The sequence below is a fragment of the Neorhizobium sp. 2083 genome (assembly GCF_031455615.1).
Taxonomy (GTDB): domain Bacteria; phylum Pseudomonadota; class Alphaproteobacteria; order Rhizobiales; family Rhizobiaceae; genus Neorhizobium.
The window spans coordinates 635,939-653,159 of record NZ_JAVDTC010000003.1 but is presented as its reverse complement, the minus strand read 5'-3'; the positions used below and the strand labels follow the sequence as shown (position 1 = coordinate 653,159).

Below are 17,221 nucleotides of genomic sequence, written 5' to 3'. Positions count from 1 at the left end.
GCCCCCGGTGTCAGGCCAGTCAGCGGATGAGATCGATGCGGCTGGTCACCACGGATTTGCCGCTCGAAAGATCCTTGTCGACCGTCTGCAGCCTGAGGCGGTCGTTGCCGATCTTCTCGATCGTCATGTTGGCGACGCGATCTCCGTTGATCACCCTCGCCCAGCGGACGCCGAGATTGATCGCGTTGCCGCGTCTGCTTCCGGAAAGAACGGACGGCTGGCCCGAAGGGCCGATATAGGTGCCGCTGTACCCGCGACCCGAGGCTTCGAGATCGGCCGTTATGCTGCGCCGGATGACCAGCAGGCCACGGCAGGTCCCCTGCATGGACAGGGAGGCCGGTCCGGCCGTGGAGGCGAAGTCGCAGGTGACATTGATGGGGCTCGCCCCGATACGGGTCAGGACCATGCCCTTGCCGCTCCAGTTGCCGGCGAGCGTTTTCAGGAAATCTCCTTCGGCCGCCGACGCAAGGCCCGGCAGGAAGACGAGAGCGATGAATGAGAGCAAGGCGGGACGTGAGCGCATGGCGATGATCCGTCGGGATTTTGGCTTCGAACGCCGGTTGCGCCATTCTGTTCCACTCAGCCTGTCGAGCCGTCCGCGCCGGAACCCGCCTGATCTCTTCCCTTCATCTTCCCCTGCCCTAGTTGCCTTTTCCGGGCGAGGAGAAGGAGGAGAGAACATGATCATCCGTTCCGGAAGCTGCCTCTGCGGCAAGGTGCAGTATTCGGTAAGGGATGCGCCGGTCAGGATCGGGCTCTGCCACTGCGCCGACTGCCGCAAGGAAAGCGGGTCCAGCTTCGTCACGTTCGGCATCTGGCCCCGGCATGCGTTCGAAAGCACGGGCGAGGTCAAATATTTCCAGGGGCGCGGCTTCTGCCCCGAATGCGGTTCTCGCATCTTCAACGAAAGTGAAGGCGAGGAGATAGAGATCCGGATCGGTTCGCTCGACATGGCGCCGAGCGACCTCGAACCGATCTACGAGCTCTGGGTGAAACGGCGGGAGAACTGGCTGAACCCGCTTCCCGTCCCGCAGTTCGAGGAGGACCGAAATTGACGCATTGCCGTCGCGTGCCGACCCTATAGAGTGCCGCCGAACTGACGGGAGACATAACGATGTCGGAACTCATCGAAAAGGCGATCGCTATCGCAACAGAGGCCCATCGGGGCCAGTCGTCGAAAACCGGCGGGCCGTTCCTCGACCACGTCCGGCGCGTGGCTGACAACGTCGCCGGCGAAGACGAAAAACAGGTTGCCTGGTTGCATGACGTGGTCGAGAAAGGCCCCGGCTGGACATTCGAGCGGCTGCGCGGGGAAGGTTTTTCCGAAGCGGTGGTCGATGCCGTCGACGCGATGAGCAAACGCGACGGCGAGGAGTATTTCGCCTTCGTCCGCCGCTCGATCGAAAACCCGCTCGCCCGGCCGGTGAAGCGCGCCGACCTCACCGACAATCTTGCCCAGATGCGCCAGATGGGCGGCGACGGCTCGAAATTCGCCGAAGGCCTGCGCATCCTCAATGAGCAATATCCGGCCTGAGAGGTCCGAGCCCGCCTGATTGCGCGGAACCTTGGGCCATAGCTTGCCGTTCGTTGTCGCGCGGCAGAAGCCGCGATCCAGCGACAGGATGGGCTCATGGAATTCAAATCTCAGGTGGCTTTGGTAACTGGGGCAGGCTCGGGCATCGGCAAGGCCGTGGCACTGAAGCTCGCAGGCAAAGGCGCCAAGGTGGGCGTGCTGGGCCGCACGAAGAGCGAAATAGACGCGACGGTTCGGGAAATAGCGGCCGCGGGCGGAGAAGCCCTGCCCCTCGAGGCCGACGTTTCCCTTGAAAGCCAGATGCGTGCGGCGATCGACCTGCTCACGGAAAAATTCGGGCGGCTCGATATCGTCGTCGCCAATGCCGGGATCAACGGCGTCTGGGCGCCGATCGACGACCTGAAACCGGAGGAATTCGACAAGACGATCGCCGTCAATCTGCGCGGCACCTATCTGACGCTTCACCTCACCGTGCCGCATCTGAAGATGCAGGGCGCCGGCTCGATCGTGGTCGTCTCCTCGATCAACGGCAACCGAACCTTCACTACACCCGGCGCCACCGCCTATACCGCCACCAAGGCCGCACAGGTGGCGATGGTGCAGCAGCTGGCCCTGGAGCTCGGCAAGCACCACATCCGCGTCAACGCCGTCTGCCCCGGCGAGATCGAGACCAATATCGGCGAAAACACCAATCTCCGCCACGAGGAGGAAACTGCGATCCCCGTGGAATGGCCGGAAGGCCAGGTGCCGATCAGCGACGGCAAGCCGGGGAAAAGCGAGGACGTGGCCGAAGTGATCGCCTTCCTCGCCTCCGGGCGGTCTCGCCATGTCACCGGCACGCCGATCTATGTAGACGGCGGCCAAGGGTTGCTGAGGTAGGGGCGGTTCTCCTCCTGTCGCGCCATCGGGTTGTGTTCAGAATGGGAAAAACGTCCGATTGAAAGGCCGGGGCATAGGACTTCAGTCCCAACAGCCTGCGGGAACCCAGATCCTCGAACCGCGTTCATGTCTCGCAAAACATTGAGGAATCACCCCATGAAGAACCTGCTTATCGCATCGGCCCTGGCCATTTCTTCCATTCTGACCGTTGCCGGCCCGTCCAACGCCGCCAGCGTCACCGTCACCACCCATGAGCGGATCGCTCCGCGTCATACCGTGCGCGAAGTCTACCGGCCCTATCGTCCTCGCCACGACTGCATGGTCAAGAAGGTGAAGACCCGTTACCACGGCCGGGTCGTCGTCAAGACCACCCGCGTCTGCCGCTGAACCGCAGATTGCCTGCGAGAGGACGGCGGCGATCGCGCCGCCGCACTTTTCAGGAGCAGCGAAGCGAGGCTGCCGGCGCTGGAACCCGTCGGCTCTGCCGTTCAGCGATACGATCCCTTTTCCGTTTTCCTGGCCTCGAGCCGGATCGTGACCGGCACCGGAGCCTTTGAATTGCCTTTTCCGCGCTGACAGGATTGAGTATGCCATCGTGGATCTTGCGCAAGCGCGCGGATCCCCGTCACCGTTCGAAGTGAAACTCGGCAAGCCCTGTCTTCAATGGAGGTACGCCATGCCACACCCATCCACGGAAAAAGCACCGGTCATCATTGTCGATCTGCAAACCAACATGTTCGACGGCCGTGTTGAGCCGCCCCTCCATGAGGCAGGTCTGCTCGCTGATCGGGCCCGGAAAGTGATCGATTGGGCGCGGCGCGACGGCCGCAAGATTGCCTTTGTGCGCCACGACGGGCCGAAGGGAGATCCCTTGGCCCCCGGGGAGCCGGGCTGGCCCGTCTGGCCTGCGCTCGGCCAGCGGGACGACGAGCCCACCTTCTCGAAAACCGTCCGGGATTCCTTCAGCAATCCGGAACTCGGCGCATGGATCGAGAGCCAAGGCGCGCCGGAAGTGGTGATCCTCGGCGCTCAGACCGATTTCTGCATCGCCGGCACGGTGCAGGGCGCGATCTCCGCCGGGCTGAAGGTGACGGTTGTTTCCGACGCACACAGCACGCTCGATCAGCCCGGAGAGCCGGCCGACGCGATCATCCGGCGTTACAATGCGCAGTTTGCCGAAGCCGGCGTCGATCTTGTAACGACCGCAAATCTCACGGCTTCGCAAGCCGCCTGAGACAGGCTATGCGAAACCAAGGTCCAGCCGACGCGTGATACCGATCGCGTCCAAGAACACCTCGTCATGGCTGACCACGAGAAGCGCGCCGTCATAGGCGCGCAATCCGGCCTCGACCGCGGCGATGGAATCAATATCAAGATGGTTGGTCGGCTCGTCGAGAATGAGCAGCGGCGGTGGTTCGGGTCCGCCGAGCACGCAGGCAAGCCCTGCCCTGAGCATCTGCCCGCCCGACAGGGTACCAACCACCTGAAGGGCGGCATCGGCACGGAACATGAAGCGGGCAAGCGCCGCACGGCAGGCATTTTCATCTGCTTGCGGATTGAGGCGCCGGAAATTGTCGCGGATGGAAAGCGCAGCGTCGAGCAGGCTCACCCGCTGGTCGAGCATGGCTGATTTGACCGGCACCCGCACCGTACCCGAAAGCGGCAACAAGCTGCCTGAAATCAGCGACAGCAGCGTCGTCTTTCCCGAACCGTTCGGACCGGTGACGGCTATCCGTTCTGGCCCGGTGATCTCGAAGGAGATATTGCGCAGGACCGGCGATCCCGCCTTATAACCGGCTGTGACATCATCGACCCTGGCCACGGTCCGGCTCGCCGGCAGGCCGGTCGGCGGCAGCGCCACCGATAACGGCTGCAGGATCTCGATCCTTTCACGCGCCAGCGAAAGGTCCTCGCCAGCCTGGGTCCGCAGCCGTTCAGCCAGCCGGGCGTTGTTCCCGCTGGTATTTTCCGCCCGCCGCTTCATGCCACCGGCGACGATGCGCGGCATGTCGCCCTTCGCGGCCTTCTTCTTGCCGACACTATCCTTGCGCGCCTTGCGCTCGGTCATTTCCTGCGCGGTGCGGTTGATCTCCGCCATCCGTTTTTCAGCGCCGGCCAGATCGCGTTCGACGGCGGCCAGTTCAAGCGCCTTGCGCTCCCGGTAGCCGCTCCAGTTGCCGCCATAACGGGTCGCACCGAGCGAGGTCAGCTCGACGATCGCATCGACGGTTTCCAGAAGCTCGCGGTCGTGGCTGACGATGATCGCCCCGCCCCGCCAGCCGGCCACAAGATCGATAAGCGCCCGCCTTCCGTCGCGATCGAGATTGTTGGTGGGTTCGTCGAGGATCAGGAAATCCGGCTCGGCGAAGATCAGCGCCGCCAGCCCCGCACGGGTGCGCTGGCCGCCTGACAGCGTTTCAAGCGGCGTTGTCGCGTCCATATCGAGCCCGACCCGCGCAAGCGCCTCGGCCATACGCGCCTCCAGCGTCCAGTCGACGCCGGCCAGTTCGTCGCCGGACGCCTCGCCCGCTTCCGCGCGGGCCAGGACCGCCAGGGCATCGTGCGCACCGAAAAGGTCTGCGATCGCCACATGCGGTGTCACCTGCACATCCTGACGCAGCACTTCGAGGCTGCCGGAGACCGAGATAGAGCCGGATGACGGCAAAAACTCGCCGGCGATCAGCCTCAGCAGCGTGGTCTTGCCGATGCCGTTGCGGCCGACAAGGCCAGTGCGTTCAGGCCCGAAGCCAAGGTTGAGATTGGAAAAAAGCGGCCGACCGTCAGGCGTGGACCAGGAGAGATTTGCAAGCGTAATGGAAGGCATGGACGGATTCCCGAATGGCAAGGCAAAGCGGCGTTGCGTTTCGGCTGGAATCCATGGTCCACCATCCTGTTGGTGCTGCAGATGGCGGTTGTCTATGTGGAAAATGCGGCTCGTTCAAGACCGACAGGGAGAACCCTCGCGGGGTAGTGCGAGGGTTCCATGTCTGTTGACGGGAGGCAACAGGAGATGCCTCTCGAACTTTAAAGCATATCCCCCCGGCTATTGTCCTTGCCGGCTCCTGACCATTTTTGGGTGCTTTTCGGGGTCGCTAAAACAGCGGGCTATAGACCCGAGCGTTTCTGCGTCGCCGGTGCGAATGACGAGACGTTCAGGCGGTCCGAGCGGAGGTCCAGTTCAGCGAAGGCGATTCAGATCCACCGCGCGATTGTTGATGATCGCTTCCATCGAAAAGAAGCCCGTGACCGTTGCGAGATCGAAGTTGGTGATGAGCTTCTGGTAGAAGGCGTCATAGCCGGACATGCCTCTGGTGACCACCTTTATGAGATAGTCCCAATCCCCGCCGATACGATAGAAATCAATGACTTCTGGAAGGCGCTCGACGTGATCGCGGAAGCTGTCGATCCATTCCTTCGAATGATGACGGGTGCGGATCATGACAAAGACGGTGAGGTCCAATCCGAGTGCGCTGAGATCTATGTCGCTATGCGATCCACGGATCATCCCGATCGCATAAAGGCGCTGAAGACGCCGCCAGCAGGCATTTTGAGAAAGCCCGACCCTTTCCGCGAGATCGCGTTGCGACAGGGTTGAATCGTTCTGCAGCGCCGTCAGGATTTTTAGATCAAAGGCGTCGATCTTGCTGGTTGATCCGATCATTTGACCCATTCTGCGGGAATTTTGGCATAAAATAGGTGAATTTCCCGACCTTGGAGGAGAATATAATCGCTGTCAACATTCACGCCGGAGAGGACGCCAGAGATGACCGTGCAAGCCATTCGTCACGACCTGAATCAGGCCCTCACGCCGCTCGCCCGATTTCGTCTCGCCCTGAACCGTGGCGATCTGATCGCCAATCTCCGGGATGACCTCGTTGGCGCGACGGCGCAGATCGAAGGCCCCTATGGGCTCAGGAACCTCGTTTATGCGGATTATGTCGCCTCCGGCAGGGCACTTCGCACCATTGAGAACTTCGTCCTGGATGAAGTCCTGCCTTACTACGCCAACAGCCACACGGAAGCGTCCCATTGCGGTGGCTTCATGACCCGGATGCGGCGAGAGGCGCGTGCGCTGGTTGCCGAGTTCTGCGGTGCGACCGAAGACCACGCGGTCATCTTCACCGGGTCGGGTGCGACATCCGGGTTGAACCGCCTCGTCAAGCTGTTCGGCGTCACGGAAGCGGTCGCCGCGGGGAAAGCCGTCCGCATCATCATCGGTCCTTACGAACATCATTCCAACATCCTGCCTTGGCGCGAAAGCGGAGCCGAGATCATCGAATTGGCCGAAAGCCCCTCGGGCGGGCCGGATCTGCTCCATCTTCAGACAGCACTCGAGGATGCGGCGCCGGACCTGACGATATGCACCTTCTCGGCGGCGTCGAACATCACGGGAATTACCTGCGACGTCGCGACCATCACCAGGATGGTCAAGGCCGCCGGCGCGCGGATGATCTGGGATTATGCCGGCGCCGGACCCTATGTGCCAATCTCGATGTCGCCCGGCCCTGCCGCGGCAATCGACGCCATCGTCGTTTCGCCACACAAGTTCATCGGCGGTCCCGGCGCGTCCGGCATCCTGATCGTGCGGCGCGAAGGCCTGGCGACAAGCAAACCGTCCTGGCCGGGCGGCGGGACGGTAAAGTTCGTCTCGCCTCAGACGCATGATTACAGCACCAGCCTCGAAGCACGCGAAGAGGCCGGCACGCCCAACGTGGTCGGCGACATCCGCGCCGCTCTCGCCTTTGTCGTAAAGCACGCCATCGGCCTGAAGGAGATGGAAAGGCGCAACCGCGAGCTCACCCTGCAAGCTTTTTCCGCGTGGACGCAGGTGCCTCAACTGGAACTGCTCGGATTGCCCGGCCCCGACCGCCTGCCGATCTTTTCGTTTCGCGTCAGGAACGGCAAGGGCGGGTATGTGCATCAGCAACTCGTCACCCGCATGCTGAGCGACAGGTTCGGCATCCAGGCGCGCGGCGGCTGCGCTTGTGCGGGACCCTATGTCCATCGGCTGCTGGCAATCGATGCGCAACAATCCGAAGACATGCGGCAGGCTATTCTCGCTGGCGACGAAATCAGGAAGCCCGGCTTTACCCGGTTGAACTTCAGTGTCCTGCTTTCGGACGAGAAAGTGCAGTTCATCATCGATTCCGTCGCGCAACTGGCTGCCGAGGCCCCGAGCTTCGAAGCAGACTATGACTTCGACCCCGCCCGGGCGATCTTCTTTCCGCGCGCGACGGCCAGGGAGGGTTTGGCATATGCGCAAACCTGATGTGGCCGCCTTCTACGATGCGCGCACGGGAAGTGTCCAATATGTCGTTTCGGATCCGGCGACGCGACAATGTGCAATTGTCGATCCGGTCCTGGATTTCGACGAGAAATCCGGCTCTATCGCCACGACCAATGCCGATATCATCCTCGAGCACGTCGCTACCCGGGGCCTGACGGTCGAATGGATACTGGACACCCATCCCCATGCGGATCACTTCTCCGCAGCACGCTACCTGAGGGCGAAGACGGGCGCCCAGACCGCCATCGGCGATCATGTGGTCGCCGTGCAGCGGATCTGGAAACAGATCTACAACTGGCCGGATTTCCCCTGCGACGGCTCGCAATGGGACAGGCTCTTTCACGACGGCGAGATTTTCAACATCGGCGAGCAGGAAGCGCGTGTCCTGCACTCGCCCGGGCATACGCTGGCGTCGATCAGCTATGTCATCGGCGACGCCGCCTTCATTCACGACACCCTGTTCATGCCCGACAGTGGCTCCGCCCGCGCCGATTTTCCAGGTGGCAGCGCCTCCGCTCTCTGGACCTCGATCGAGGCGATCCTCCGCCTGCCGGACGAAACACGCCTGTTCACCGGTCACGACTACCGGCCGGGTGGCCGCCAGCCTTTGTGGGAGAGCTCGGTCGCAGAACAGAAAGCCGGCAATCCGCATGTTGCCGGGAAATCGCCGGAGGATTTCGTCGCGTTGCGGGAGGCGCGCGACAAGAGCCTGCCGATGCCCAAGCTGATCCTGCATGCGCTACAGGTGAATATTCGCGGCGGCGAGCTGCCGGTTGCCGAAGACAATGGCCGCCGCTATCTCAAGATCCCGCTCGACGCCCTCCCTGGGGCAAAATGGGACTAAGGACCGTTTAGGCGGGCAGTACCGGCTACATTTCCGGCAAAAATCCAGGTTCAATCAGGCTGGATTTTCGCCGACTTCACATGCTCGCCGTTCAGCAGAACTATTTTCCGCCGGTATCTCCCGGCTGCTGACTGCCGGCCTTTTGGATGTACTCCAGCAGATCCGCCTGATCGGCAACGATGGCGGCGGCTTCGTTCCTCAAGACATCCTTTGCATTCTTGCGGGCATTTTCAATCGCGATATCGGCAGTCAGGCTGCGCTCGTTTCCTTGCAGCCCGTCGTCTTCGCCGCGAACCAATCCGTCGTCCGCTTCGGCGCGCGCCTTGAGGCGGTTGGTAAGAGCCGTCATCTCATTACGGCGTTCGGTCTCATTGAGGGAGACGACACGTTTTTCGCGCTGTGCCTTCAGTTCGGCAGCGTCTTCTTCAAAACGCTGGAAATCCCGATCGTTCTGCACCCGAGCATCATGGCGGCGCTGCAATTGCGGCAGCAATGCACTCCTGTCGTTTGCAGCTCTATACTGCGCGGGCTTGATCTGGGCCCAAGGCAGGGCGTTGTCATAACTTGCCTCGCCAAGGGTCTTGGGATCCGAGAGACCCGGCAAGCTGATATCGGGCATCACGCCGCGCAGCTGCGTCGTTCCGCCATCGACGCGGAAGAACTGGGCGATCGTCAATTTCAGCTGGCCGAATTTCGGCTTGCCGTTATGCGCGATCTGATCGAGATCGACCACCGTCTGCACGGTGCCTTTGCCGAAGCTGGGCTCGCCGATAATGACCCCACGACCGTAATCCTGTATCGCCGCGGCAAAAATTTCCGAGGCCGACGCGGAACCGCGATTGATCAATACTCCAAGCGGGCCTGCCCAGGCAGGTGTGGGCAGATCATCGCTTTCGACCTTGATCTTGCCTTCGGCGTCGCGTTGCTGAACCACGGGGCCTTTCCCGACGAACAGGCCCGTCAAGTCGATCGCCTCGGCCAGCGAACCGCCGCCATTGCCGCGCAGGTCGATCAAAACGCCATCGACGTTTTCCTGCTTCAGTTCGCCAACCAGCTTGGCAACATCGCGGCTGGCGCTTCTATAGTCCTTCTCGCCTTTTCGCCGCGCATCGAAGTCCTCGTAAAACGCCGGCAGCGTGATCACGCCGATCCTGCGTTCGATGTCCCGTTCCTTCAGGGTAAGGACAGTCTTCTTTGCCGCCTGTTTTTCAAGGCTGATCTTGTCTCGCACTAGGCTGATGACGCGGTGGCCTCCACTCTCTCCGGTGTCTGCCGGCAGGATGTCCAGGCGCACAACCGAGTCTTTTTCCCCGCGTATCATTTGCACGACTTCATCAAGGCGGCTGCCCACCACTTCCTTGACCGCGCCATCATTGCCCTGGCCGACCCCGATGATGCGATCCCCGACCGCCAGCTTTCCGGATAATTGCGCCGGTCCGCCCGGCACGAGCTCGCGGATCGTCGTATATCCGTCTCGTTCCTGCAGCACCGCGCCGATACCAACCAGCGAAAGCTTCATCGAGATGTCGAAGTCCGCCGAAGCGGCGGCACCAAAATAGTCGGTATGCGGATCAACGGACGTGGTATAGGCGTCCATGAACGACTGGAACACGTCATCGCTTTTGTATTTGTAGGCGCGCTCCAGGATATTTTTATAGCGCTTGTCGAGCGTATCGCGAATTGCGGCGTCGGTCTGGCCTGCCAGTTTCAACCGCAGCCAGTCGCTTTTGACGCGTTTGCGCCACAGGTCGTTGCTTTGCTGGTCCGATTGCGGCCAGGGCTCCTTGTCGCGCAGAGGCGAATAGTCTTCCCGCACGCTGAAATCGAAGCCTTGCCTGAGCAGGTTGCGGGCATACGCCATGCGGTCGACGACCCGCTGCGAATAGACGTTGAAGATCGAAAAGGGAATCTTCAGGTCTTCGCGCAGGATGGCATCGTCGAGCTCGGTGTTGTCGGCCGCGAACTTGTCGATGTCGGCCTGCAGGAAAAAGCTGCGATCCGGATCGAGAGACTTGATGAACCGATCCATGATTTTGGCCGAGAGCGCATCGTTGAGCGGAACCGGCTTGTAGGCATATCGCGTCAGGAACTGCGCGCTCAGCTTGGCAGCTTGCGCCTGCTGCGGCAGCGGCGACAGAACCGGCGTCGGTCCCAGTTCCAGGGAATATGCCGTTAGCGGAACTGCGAGGAACAGGCCAAGGAAAACATATCGTATGCGCATTCAGCTTTGATCCCAATTGCAATGCCTAGTCTCTACTATGCGATGGTGGTGGAACAATGATACGGGGTGCCGCGCAAAATTTCGTGTCCATGATCAAAAACGCAAGAATCTTTGAAGAGCTTTTTGGAGCGCGGCACCTTGCCCATCATGAACGACTGGACATGCGAAATCCGGCCACCATCCTCGATAAGATTGTGACAGAAAACCGGCAGCTGGGAAGAGCGCCGAGTTGACTGAGAACCGCCGCAACCTGCCTGCGCCTCTCAAGCCTGTCCCGCCGGCTTGGTATCCCGGTCGAAAGAGGCGCGTTCTATCCCGTGGCGTTGGAGCTTGTCGTAAAACGTCTTTCGCGGAATTCCGAGCGCTTCGATCGTTCGGCGGACATCACCTCCATTGCTGGCCAGCGTCTCCCGAAGGATTTCCGCTTCGTGCCGGTTGAGACGCTGGGGCAGCGTAAGGGTGGCCGCCGCGTCCGGGACTTTTGCCCCCTCGTCATCGCCTGCAAGGCCGAGGACAAAACGCTCGGCGAAATGCGAGAGCTCGCGAACATTACCCGGCCAATGATGGGTTTCGAGGTGGTGGCGGGTGAAAGACGAAAGAGCAGGCGCTTGACGGTTGAACCGCCTCGCGGCCCGTTCGCAAAAGAAACTGAAGAGGAGGAAGATATCGTCGCGCCGCTCGCGCAGCGGCGGAATCGAAAGCGTGACGACATTCAGGCGATAGTAGAGGTCCTCGCGGAAGGCGCCGCGTTGAGCGGGATCGCCGAGATCGACCTTGGCCGCCGCCACGACCCTCAGATCGATCGGCCGTGTCTCATTGGTGCCGAGGGGTGCGACTTCGCGCGCTTCCAGAACGCGCAGCATATGGACCTGCGTGGCCGGCGGCATGCTTTCGATCTCGTCGAGGAAGAGGGTACCGCCACTGGAATACTCGATCCTGCCGACACGCTTCTTTTGCGCGCCGGTAAAAGCGCCCGGCTCGTGGCCGAACAATTCGCTTTCGATGATGGTTTCGGGAAGCGCGCCGCAATTGAGGGCGACGAAACTGCCCTTCGACCGTCGGCTCCATCGGTGGATCAGGTTGGCGACCACCTCCTTGCCGCTGCCTGTCTCTCCAGTCACCAAAACATCGACGTCGGTATCCGCAATCTGGCGAAGCGTTCGCCGCAACCGCTCCATGGCCGCTGTCTGGCCGATCAACGGCAGGTCGTCGCGCGCCTGTTCGGCCACATCCCGGAGTGATCTGTTCTCCAATATGAGCTGCCGTTTTTCTGCAGCGCGGCGAACGGCCTGCACCAGACGGTCGGCCGCAAACGGTTTGGTGATGAAATCGTAAGCCCCGTCCTGGATCGCCTTGACGGCCATCGGAATATCGCCGTGGCCGGTCATCAGGATAAGCGGAAGGTCCGGATCGAGCTTGCGGACACGGCCGAAAAGCTGCAGTCCGTCGATTTCGGGCATGCGGATGTCCGAGACCACGACCCCGGGGAAACTGCTATCGATCTGGACAAGCGCGTCCGACGCCCGGGAAAATCGAGAGACGGCAAAGCCCGCAAGCTCGATCGTCTGGGCGGTGGCCTTGAGAAGGTCGGCGTCGTCGTCGACGAGGATGACGGGGATCGGATTGTTCATGGTGCCGCCTTGCGCAGATAGACGATGAAAGTCGTGCCGGTCTCGTCGCTTTCGACTTCGATGCGACCGCCATAATCGGTGACGATATCCTTCGAAATGACCAGGCCGAGGCCGAGACCCTTTTCCTTGGACGTGTTGAAGGGCGAAAAGAGCGCGCTTCTGATCGATGGATCAATGCCCGGACCGTTGTCGGAGACGCGGATCGAGATCTCATCCGGCAGCGTCTCCACGGAGACGTTCACGATTGCGCCACGCCTACCCTCCAGCGCCTCCAGGGCGTTCTGAAAAAGGTTGATCAGCACCTGTTCCAGCCGGACGCGATTGCCGGTGACGGCAAGGCCGGGTGACGGCAACTCAATCGCGAGCATGTCGAGGCGGCCGGCAAAGCGGCTCCTCAAAAGGACGACGGCCCCTTCGATGGCGCCGCGGACATCAACGGCCTCGGGCGGTGCTCGTCCCTTTCTCCCGAAGGCCTTGAGTTCCTCGGTGATCATGCCGATCCGCTCGGTCAAGGCGGCGATCTCGCCGAGGTTTTCCTCCGCCGATTCTTTCCGGTCCCTTTGTAGGAAGACACGAGCGTTGTCGGCGTAGGCGCGGATTGTCGCGACCGGCTGGTTGATTTCATGCGCGACGCCGGCCGCAACCTGGCCAAGGATCGCCAGGCGGTTTGCCTGCACCAGCTCCTGCTGCACCACCTGCAGTTTCGACTCCGTACTGCGGTGGTCGGCAATCTCTTCCTGCAGAAGGTCCCTTGCCCGGCTCAAGTCCAGGGTTCGTTCCGCGACACGGCGCTCCAGCTCCTCGCGCAGGGTTTTCTCTGCGGCGATGCGGAGTGCGATCATCTGCCGCCGCCTCAAAAGGAATGCGATCAACGCCATGATAGGAACGAGTACGGCAAGCGCGAGCAGCCTCGCTTCGCGTACCGCAGCTGCGACGGACGGTTCGGTCGGCACAAGATATTCGAGTCGCCAGGATGTCGAAGGCACCGGCGTCAGAACGCGGAGATACTCATCCTCGCTTGTTCCCGGCAAAACCGCCGAGACGATCGAGGCGTCTTCGGACAGGGTTTCCTTCGCCAAGATCGGCAGCGGCGTTAAAGGTGCGTCGCCGAACTGCAGGCTCTGGCGGATGGCGCCAAGCCGCTCCGAGGCAAGCCGCGCAGTCGTCATGAAGCGCCAGGATGGGATGCTGGCAATCAGAACCACGCCATTGGCATCCGTAACGTAGACCGGACGGTTGGCCTCGCGCCAATCGCTCTCGAGCTGGTCGAACTCCATCTTCACAACGACGACGCCGAGCGCGTCGCCCTGGCTGTCGGCGCGGCGCGAGATGTAGAGGCCCGGGCGCTTGCTGACGCTCCCCAGGGCGAAATGTTCCGCGGTTCCAGCCTCCATCGCCCGTTGAAAATACTCCCGGAACGAATAGTCGTTGCCGACAAAGCTCAAGGGTTCGCGCCAGTTGCTGGATGCGACGGCAATGCCATTCCTGCCGGTGACATAGAGAACGGAGGCATGGGTGCCTGCCACAAGCCCCTCCAGCTTCCGGTCGAGCGCACCGACGGCGTCCGCATTTCTCGACGCCAGTGCGCCGATGACCTGTTGATCCTCGGCAAGCAGCAGGGGAAGCGCGCGGGGTCGTTCCAGCACCGCGCGCAACAGCGCAACCTTGAGATTGGCATCGGCCCGGCCCTGAGTCACGAGCGCGTCGAGTGCCGAACTGCGGCCATAGACGCCGGCTGCATAAAGAGCGGAGGTCAGTATCACGGCCGCTGCGAAGGCAAAGGCTGGCCAGGCTGTCCGCGCAAACGCGGGAACCCTGGTCGATTTCTCTGCACGGCGCTCCTCAAGCATCGCGGAAGTGTGCATAAATCCGCATAAAATGCAAAGGCAAGGGCGGAAATCCGCACGGAACGCCCCCGGAGCCGCGTGCTCGCTGCCAACCATAGCCTTTTAAAATCAATTGCTTGGATGCCGATCTCCTTCTTGGCACGCATGTTGCTCCAGCAAAACCAGCAGCACACCTGCAGCAACGGCAACGCCGCCCCGGGAGGCCTATTCGGTTGGGGCGCTATGGAGGATATGATGAACGCGACGATTTCCGACGTGCAGACGCACGGCAAGCTTCCCTTCTACCGCCATCTCTATTTCCAGGTTCTCGTGGCGATTGCCGCGGGTATCCTGCTCGGGCATTTCTACCCGGATATCGGCGCATCGCTGAAGCCGCTCGGCGATGCCTTCATCAAGCTGGTGAAGATGATTATCGCGCCGGTGATCTTCCTGACGGTCGCGACCGGTATCGCCGGCATGGCCGATCTTCATAAGGTCGGGCGCGTCGCAGGCAAGGCGATGATCTACTTCCTGGTTTTCTCGACCCTCGCCCTCGCCGTCGGTCTCCTGGTCTCGAATATCGTTCAGCCGGGCGCCGGCATGCACATCGATCCGGCCACGCTGGATGCCAAGGCGGTCGCCACCTACACGGCGAAGGCCCATGACGCCACCATCACCGGCTTTCTGATGAATATCATCCCGGATACGATCGTCGGCGCCTTCGCGCAGGGCGATATCCTGCAGGTGCTGTTCTTCTCGGTCCTCTTCGGCATCGCGCTCGGCATGGTCGGCGAACGCGGTCGTCCGGTTGTCGATTTCCTGCAGGCCTTGACCGCGCCGATCTTCCGTCTGGTGACCATCCTGATGAAGGCCGCCCCGATCGGTGCTTTCGGCGCCATGGCCTTTACCATCGGCAAATACGGCATCGGTTCGATCGCCAACCTCGCGATGCTGATCGGTACGTTCTATCTCACCTCGCTCCTCTTCGTGCTGATCGTCCTCGGCGCCGTCGCACGTTACAATGGCTTTTCCATCCTCTCGCTCATTCGCTACATCAAGGAAGAGCTGCTTCTTGTGCTCGGAACGTCCTCGTCGGAAGCGGCACTGCCGGGCCTGATGGCAAAGATGGAACGTGCAGGCTGCAAGCGGTCGGTGGTCGGCCTTGTCATTCCGACAGGCTATTCCTTCAACCTCGACGGCACCAACATCTATATGACGCTTGCCGCACTGTTCATCGCCCAGGCGACCGATACGCCGATCACGCTTGGCGACCAGATCCTGCTGCTGCTGGTCGCGATGCTGAGCTCGAAGGGAGCCGCAGGTATTACCGGCGCCGGCTTCATCACCCTGGCGGCCACGCTTTCGGTCGTTCCGTCCGTACCGGTCGCCGGCATGGCGTTGATCCTCGGCATCGATCGCTTCATGTCGGAATGCCGCGCGCTCACCAACCTGGTCGGCAATGCGGTCGCGACCGTCGTCGTCGCCCGCTGGGAAAACGAGCTGGACCCGACGCAGTTTGCAGCCGCCATGGCCGGGACCGCCGATTCCGAAAACGCGGCGCTGATGCCTTCGATACAGCCCGCGGAATAATCGCCCGTTTCCATCGCAACTCGCAAAGGCCGCCGTTTGCTCGGCGGCCTTTCGCAATTTTTTCGCGGGCGTGTCCTTGGGGTCGGTTCGGGCCCGTGCGAGGTGAAGCTCCAGGGATCGGCACTAGGCGCGCTCCTCCCAGAGCTTGGCGAGCTCTATTACCGTTTTCACCGCCAGTTCCATGTCCTGGCTGCTGACGAATTCGAGCGGCGAGTGGAAGGCGTGGCCGCCGGCGAAGAGGTTGGCGCAGGGCAGGCCCATGAAGGAAAGACGCGAACCATCCGTGCCGCCGCGGATGCTGCCGCGCACCGGGGTCATGCCCGCCCGGCCGATCGCCTCGACAGCGTAATCGACGATGCCGGGATGCTGGTCGAGCACCACCTTCATGTTGCGGTACTGTTCCTTGACAGTGAAGGTGTAGGAGGAGCCGGGATACTCGGCGATCACCTCCTGCGTGATCTTTTCCAGAAGGGCTTCCTTGGTTTTCAGGCCGCTTTCCGTGAAATCGCGGATGATGAAGGAGAGGTTCGCCTTTTCCATCACCCCGGACATGCCGGTCGGATGGATGAAGCCATCGCGGCCCTTGGTGGTCTCGGGGCTCATATCCTTCGGCAGCCTGGCGATGATGCCACCGGCGATCTTGATGGCGTTCTCCATCTTGCCGAAGGCAAAACCCGGATGCATGGCGACGCCCTTGATGGCGATCTCCACCGCGTCGGCCGAGAACGTCTCGTCCTCGATCGTGCCGGCGGTTTCGCCGTCCAGCGTATAACCGAAATCGGCGCCGAGCTTCTTCAGGTCGACCTTGTCGACGCCGCGGCCGATCTCCTCGTCCGTCGTGAACAGGATGCGGATCGCACCATGCTTGACGTCCGGATTGTTGATGAAGAATTCGGCCGCCGTCATGATCTCGGCAATGCCCGCCTTGTCGTCGGCTCCCAGAAGCGTGGTGCCGTCCGAGGTGACGATATCGTTGCCGATCTGGTCCTTGAGCACCGGATGTTCCGAGACGCGGATCACCTGGCTCCGGTCGCCGGGGAGCTGGATATCGCCGCCCCGGTAATTCCTGACGATCTGCGGCTTGACGTTGGTGCCCGTGAAATCGGGAGCGGTGTCCATATGAGCGCAGAGGCAGATCACCGGCACGTTGTTCTTCGAGGTGGTGGCCGGGATTGTCCCGTAAATATAGCCGTGCTCGTCGAGATGCGCGTCGGAAATGCCGATCGCCAGCATTTCCTCGACCAGCAGCCGGCCGAGATCCTTCTGTTTCATCGTCGAGGGCTGGGTCGGAGACTTGGCGTCGGACTGGGTGTCGATGACGACATAACGGAGGAAACGATCGGTAACGCTATCGGCCATGGCTCAAATCCAGAATTGTGAATGGAATAATGGAGTTGTAGCGGGCGGAT

The 17,221-nt window shown here is 61.6% G+C and carries 15 protein-coding genes; 8 read left to right on the top strand and 7 right to left on the bottom strand.

The window, feature by feature from the left end; translation table 11 throughout:
* Positions 1-19 precede the first annotated feature (19 nt).
* Entirely contained in the window at positions 20-523 is a 504-nt protein-coding gene (locus J2X76_RS15805) for a hypothetical protein (protein ID WP_310217843.1), read from the bottom strand.
* A gap of 157 nt (positions 524-680) precedes the next feature.
* Here J2X76_RS15805 and J2X76_RS15800 point away from each other — a divergent pair, with 157 nt between their 5' ends.
* The 5 genes from J2X76_RS15800 to J2X76_RS15780 all read left to right on the top strand — a co-directional run bounded on the left by J2X76_RS15800 (position 681) and on the right by J2X76_RS15780 (position 3,647).
* Complete coding sequence (locus J2X76_RS15800; protein WP_310217840.1) at positions 681-1,055, top strand: GFA family protein; 375 nt, start codon at positions 681-683, stop codon at positions 1,053-1,055.
* Between the two features lie 59 nt (positions 1,056-1,114).
* Entirely contained in the window at positions 1,115-1,534 is a 420-nt protein-coding gene (locus J2X76_RS15795; protein ID WP_310217837.1) for a metal-dependent phosphohydrolase, read from the top strand.
* A 96-nt stretch (positions 1,535-1,630) separates the two neighbouring features.
* Entirely contained in the window at positions 1,631-2,413 is a 783-nt protein-coding gene (locus J2X76_RS15790) for an SDR family NAD(P)-dependent oxidoreductase (protein WP_310217835.1), read from the top strand.
* Between the two features lie 156 nt (positions 2,414-2,569).
* The gene (locus J2X76_RS15785; RefSeq protein ID WP_113127757.1) at positions 2,570-2,800 is read left to right on the top strand and encodes a hypothetical protein; all 231 of its coding nucleotides are present in this window, start codon (positions 2,570-2,572) and stop codon (positions 2,798-2,800) included.
* A 208-nt stretch (positions 2,801-3,008) separates the two neighbouring features.
* The gene (locus tag J2X76_RS15780; protein WP_310217833.1) at positions 3,009-3,647 is read left to right on the top strand and encodes an isochorismatase family protein; all 639 of its coding nucleotides are present in this window, start codon (positions 3,009-3,011) and stop codon (positions 3,645-3,647) included.
* Between the two features lie 6 nt (positions 3,648-3,653).
* Here J2X76_RS15780 and J2X76_RS15775 read toward each other — a convergent pair whose 3' ends face one another.
* Together J2X76_RS15775 and J2X76_RS15770 are read right to left on the bottom strand one after the other, a co-directional pair.
* Entirely contained in the window at positions 3,654-5,237 is a 1,584-nt protein-coding gene (locus tag J2X76_RS15775; RefSeq protein ID WP_310217831.1) for an ABC-F family ATP-binding cassette domain-containing protein, read from the bottom strand.
* 354 nt (positions 5,238-5,591) lie between these two features.
* The gene (locus J2X76_RS15770; protein WP_113127754.1) at positions 5,592-6,074 is read right to left on the bottom strand and encodes an Lrp/AsnC family transcriptional regulator; all 483 of its coding nucleotides are present in this window, start codon (positions 6,072-6,074) and stop codon (positions 5,592-5,594) included.
* A gap of 102 nt (positions 6,075-6,176) precedes the next feature.
* On the opposite strand from J2X76_RS15770, the gene J2X76_RS15765 reads away from it, so the two are divergent.
* Positions 6,177-7,682 (top strand): aminotransferase class V-fold PLP-dependent enzyme, encoded by a 1,506-nt coding sequence (locus J2X76_RS15765; RefSeq protein ID WP_310217829.1) that lies wholly within the window; start codon positions 6,177-6,179, stop codon positions 7,680-7,682.
* Positions 7,669-8,544: an MBL fold metallo-hydrolase gene (locus J2X76_RS15760; RefSeq protein ID WP_310217826.1), complete on the top strand. Its 876-nt coding sequence runs from the start codon at positions 7,669-7,671 to the stop codon at positions 8,542-8,544. Before J2X76_RS15765 ends, J2X76_RS15760 begins: the two co-directional genes overlap by 14 nt.
* 100 nt (positions 8,545-8,644) lie before the next feature.
* Here J2X76_RS15760 and J2X76_RS15755 read toward each other — a convergent pair whose 3' ends face one another.
* The 3 genes from J2X76_RS15755 to J2X76_RS15745 form a co-directional block, all read right to left on the bottom strand.
* Positions 8,645-10,765 carry a carboxy terminal-processing peptidase gene (locus J2X76_RS15755; protein ID WP_310217823.1) on the bottom strand — a complete coding sequence of 707 codons (2,121 nt, stop codon included), beginning with the start codon at positions 10,763-10,765 and terminating at the stop codon, positions 8,645-8,647.
* Positions 10,766-11,028: 263 nt separating this feature from the next.
* The gene (locus J2X76_RS15750; protein ID WP_310217820.1) at positions 11,029-12,396 is read right to left on the bottom strand and encodes a sigma-54 dependent transcriptional regulator; all 1,368 of its coding nucleotides are present in this window, start codon (positions 12,394-12,396) and stop codon (positions 11,029-11,031) included.
* Positions 12,393-14,261 carry an ATP-binding protein gene (locus tag J2X76_RS15745; RefSeq protein ID WP_405030045.1) on the bottom strand — a complete coding sequence of 623 codons (1,869 nt, stop codon included), beginning with the start codon at positions 14,259-14,261 and terminating at the stop codon, positions 12,393-12,395. The genes J2X76_RS15750 and J2X76_RS15745 overlap by 4 nt, the downstream gene beginning before the upstream one ends.
* 204 nt (positions 14,262-14,465) lie before the next feature.
* Between J2X76_RS15745 and J2X76_RS15740 the strand changes: the two genes are divergently transcribed.
* Positions 14,466-15,812 carry a dicarboxylate/amino acid:cation symporter gene (locus J2X76_RS15740; protein WP_405030044.1) on the top strand — a complete coding sequence of 449 codons (1,347 nt, stop codon included), beginning with the start codon at positions 14,466-14,468 and terminating at the stop codon, positions 15,810-15,812.
* A gap of 123 nt (positions 15,813-15,935) precedes the next feature.
* Here J2X76_RS15740 and pepT read toward each other — a convergent pair whose 3' ends face one another.
* Positions 15,936-17,171, bottom strand: a complete 1,236-nt coding sequence (gene pepT / locus J2X76_RS15735; RefSeq protein ID WP_310217815.1) for a peptidase T — start codon at positions 17,169-17,171, stop codon at positions 15,936-15,938.
* Positions 17,172-17,221: the final 50 nt, after the last annotated feature.

Excerpts from the sequence above, each read along its gene's own strand:
- J2X76_RS15770 (WP_113127754.1), bottom strand. The coding sequence starts at position 6,074 with ATGATCGGATCAACCAGCAAGATCGACGCCTTTGATCTAAAAATCCTG.
- J2X76_RS15795 (WP_310217837.1), top strand. The coding sequence starts at position 1,115 with ATGTCGGAACTCATCGAAAAGGCGATCGCTATCGCAACAGAGGCCCAT.
- J2X76_RS15785 (WP_113127757.1), top strand. The coding sequence starts at position 2,570 with ATGAAGAACCTGCTTATCGCATCGGCCCTGGCCATTTCTTCCATTCTG.
- pepT (WP_310217815.1), bottom strand. The coding sequence starts at position 17,171 with ATGGCCGATAGCGTTACCGATCGTTTCCTCCGTTATGTCGTCATCGAC.
- J2X76_RS15745 (WP_405030045.1), bottom strand. The coding sequence starts at position 14,261 with ATGCACACTTCCGCGATGCTTGAGGAGCGCCGTGCAGAGAAATCGACC.
- J2X76_RS15775 (WP_310217831.1), bottom strand. The coding sequence starts at position 5,237 with ATGCCTTCCATTACGCTTGCAAATCTCTCCTGGTCCACGCCTGACGGT.
- J2X76_RS15755 (WP_310217823.1), bottom strand. The coding sequence starts at position 10,765 with ATGCGCATACGATATGTTTTCCTTGGCCTGTTCCTCGCAGTTCCGCTA.
- J2X76_RS15790 (WP_310217835.1), top strand. The coding sequence starts at position 1,631 with ATGGAATTCAAATCTCAGGTGGCTTTGGTAACTGGGGCAGGCTCGGGC.
- J2X76_RS15740 (WP_405030044.1), top strand. The coding sequence starts at position 14,466 with ATGGAGGATATGATGAACGCGACGATTTCCGACGTGCAGACGCACGGC.
- J2X76_RS15800 (WP_310217840.1), top strand. The coding sequence starts at position 681 with ATGATCATCCGTTCCGGAAGCTGCCTCTGCGGCAAGGTGCAGTATTCG.
- J2X76_RS15805 (WP_310217843.1), bottom strand. The coding sequence starts at position 523 with ATGCGCTCACGTCCCGCCTTGCTCTCATTCATCGCTCTCGTCTTCCTG.
- J2X76_RS15765 (WP_310217829.1), top strand. The coding sequence starts at position 6,177 with ATGACCGTGCAAGCCATTCGTCACGACCTGAATCAGGCCCTCACGCCG.
- J2X76_RS15760 (WP_310217826.1), top strand. The coding sequence starts at position 7,669 with ATGCGCAAACCTGATGTGGCCGCCTTCTACGATGCGCGCACGGGAAGT.
- J2X76_RS15750 (WP_310217820.1), bottom strand. The coding sequence starts at position 12,396 with ATGAACAATCCGATCCCCGTCATCCTCGTCGACGACGACGCCGACCTT.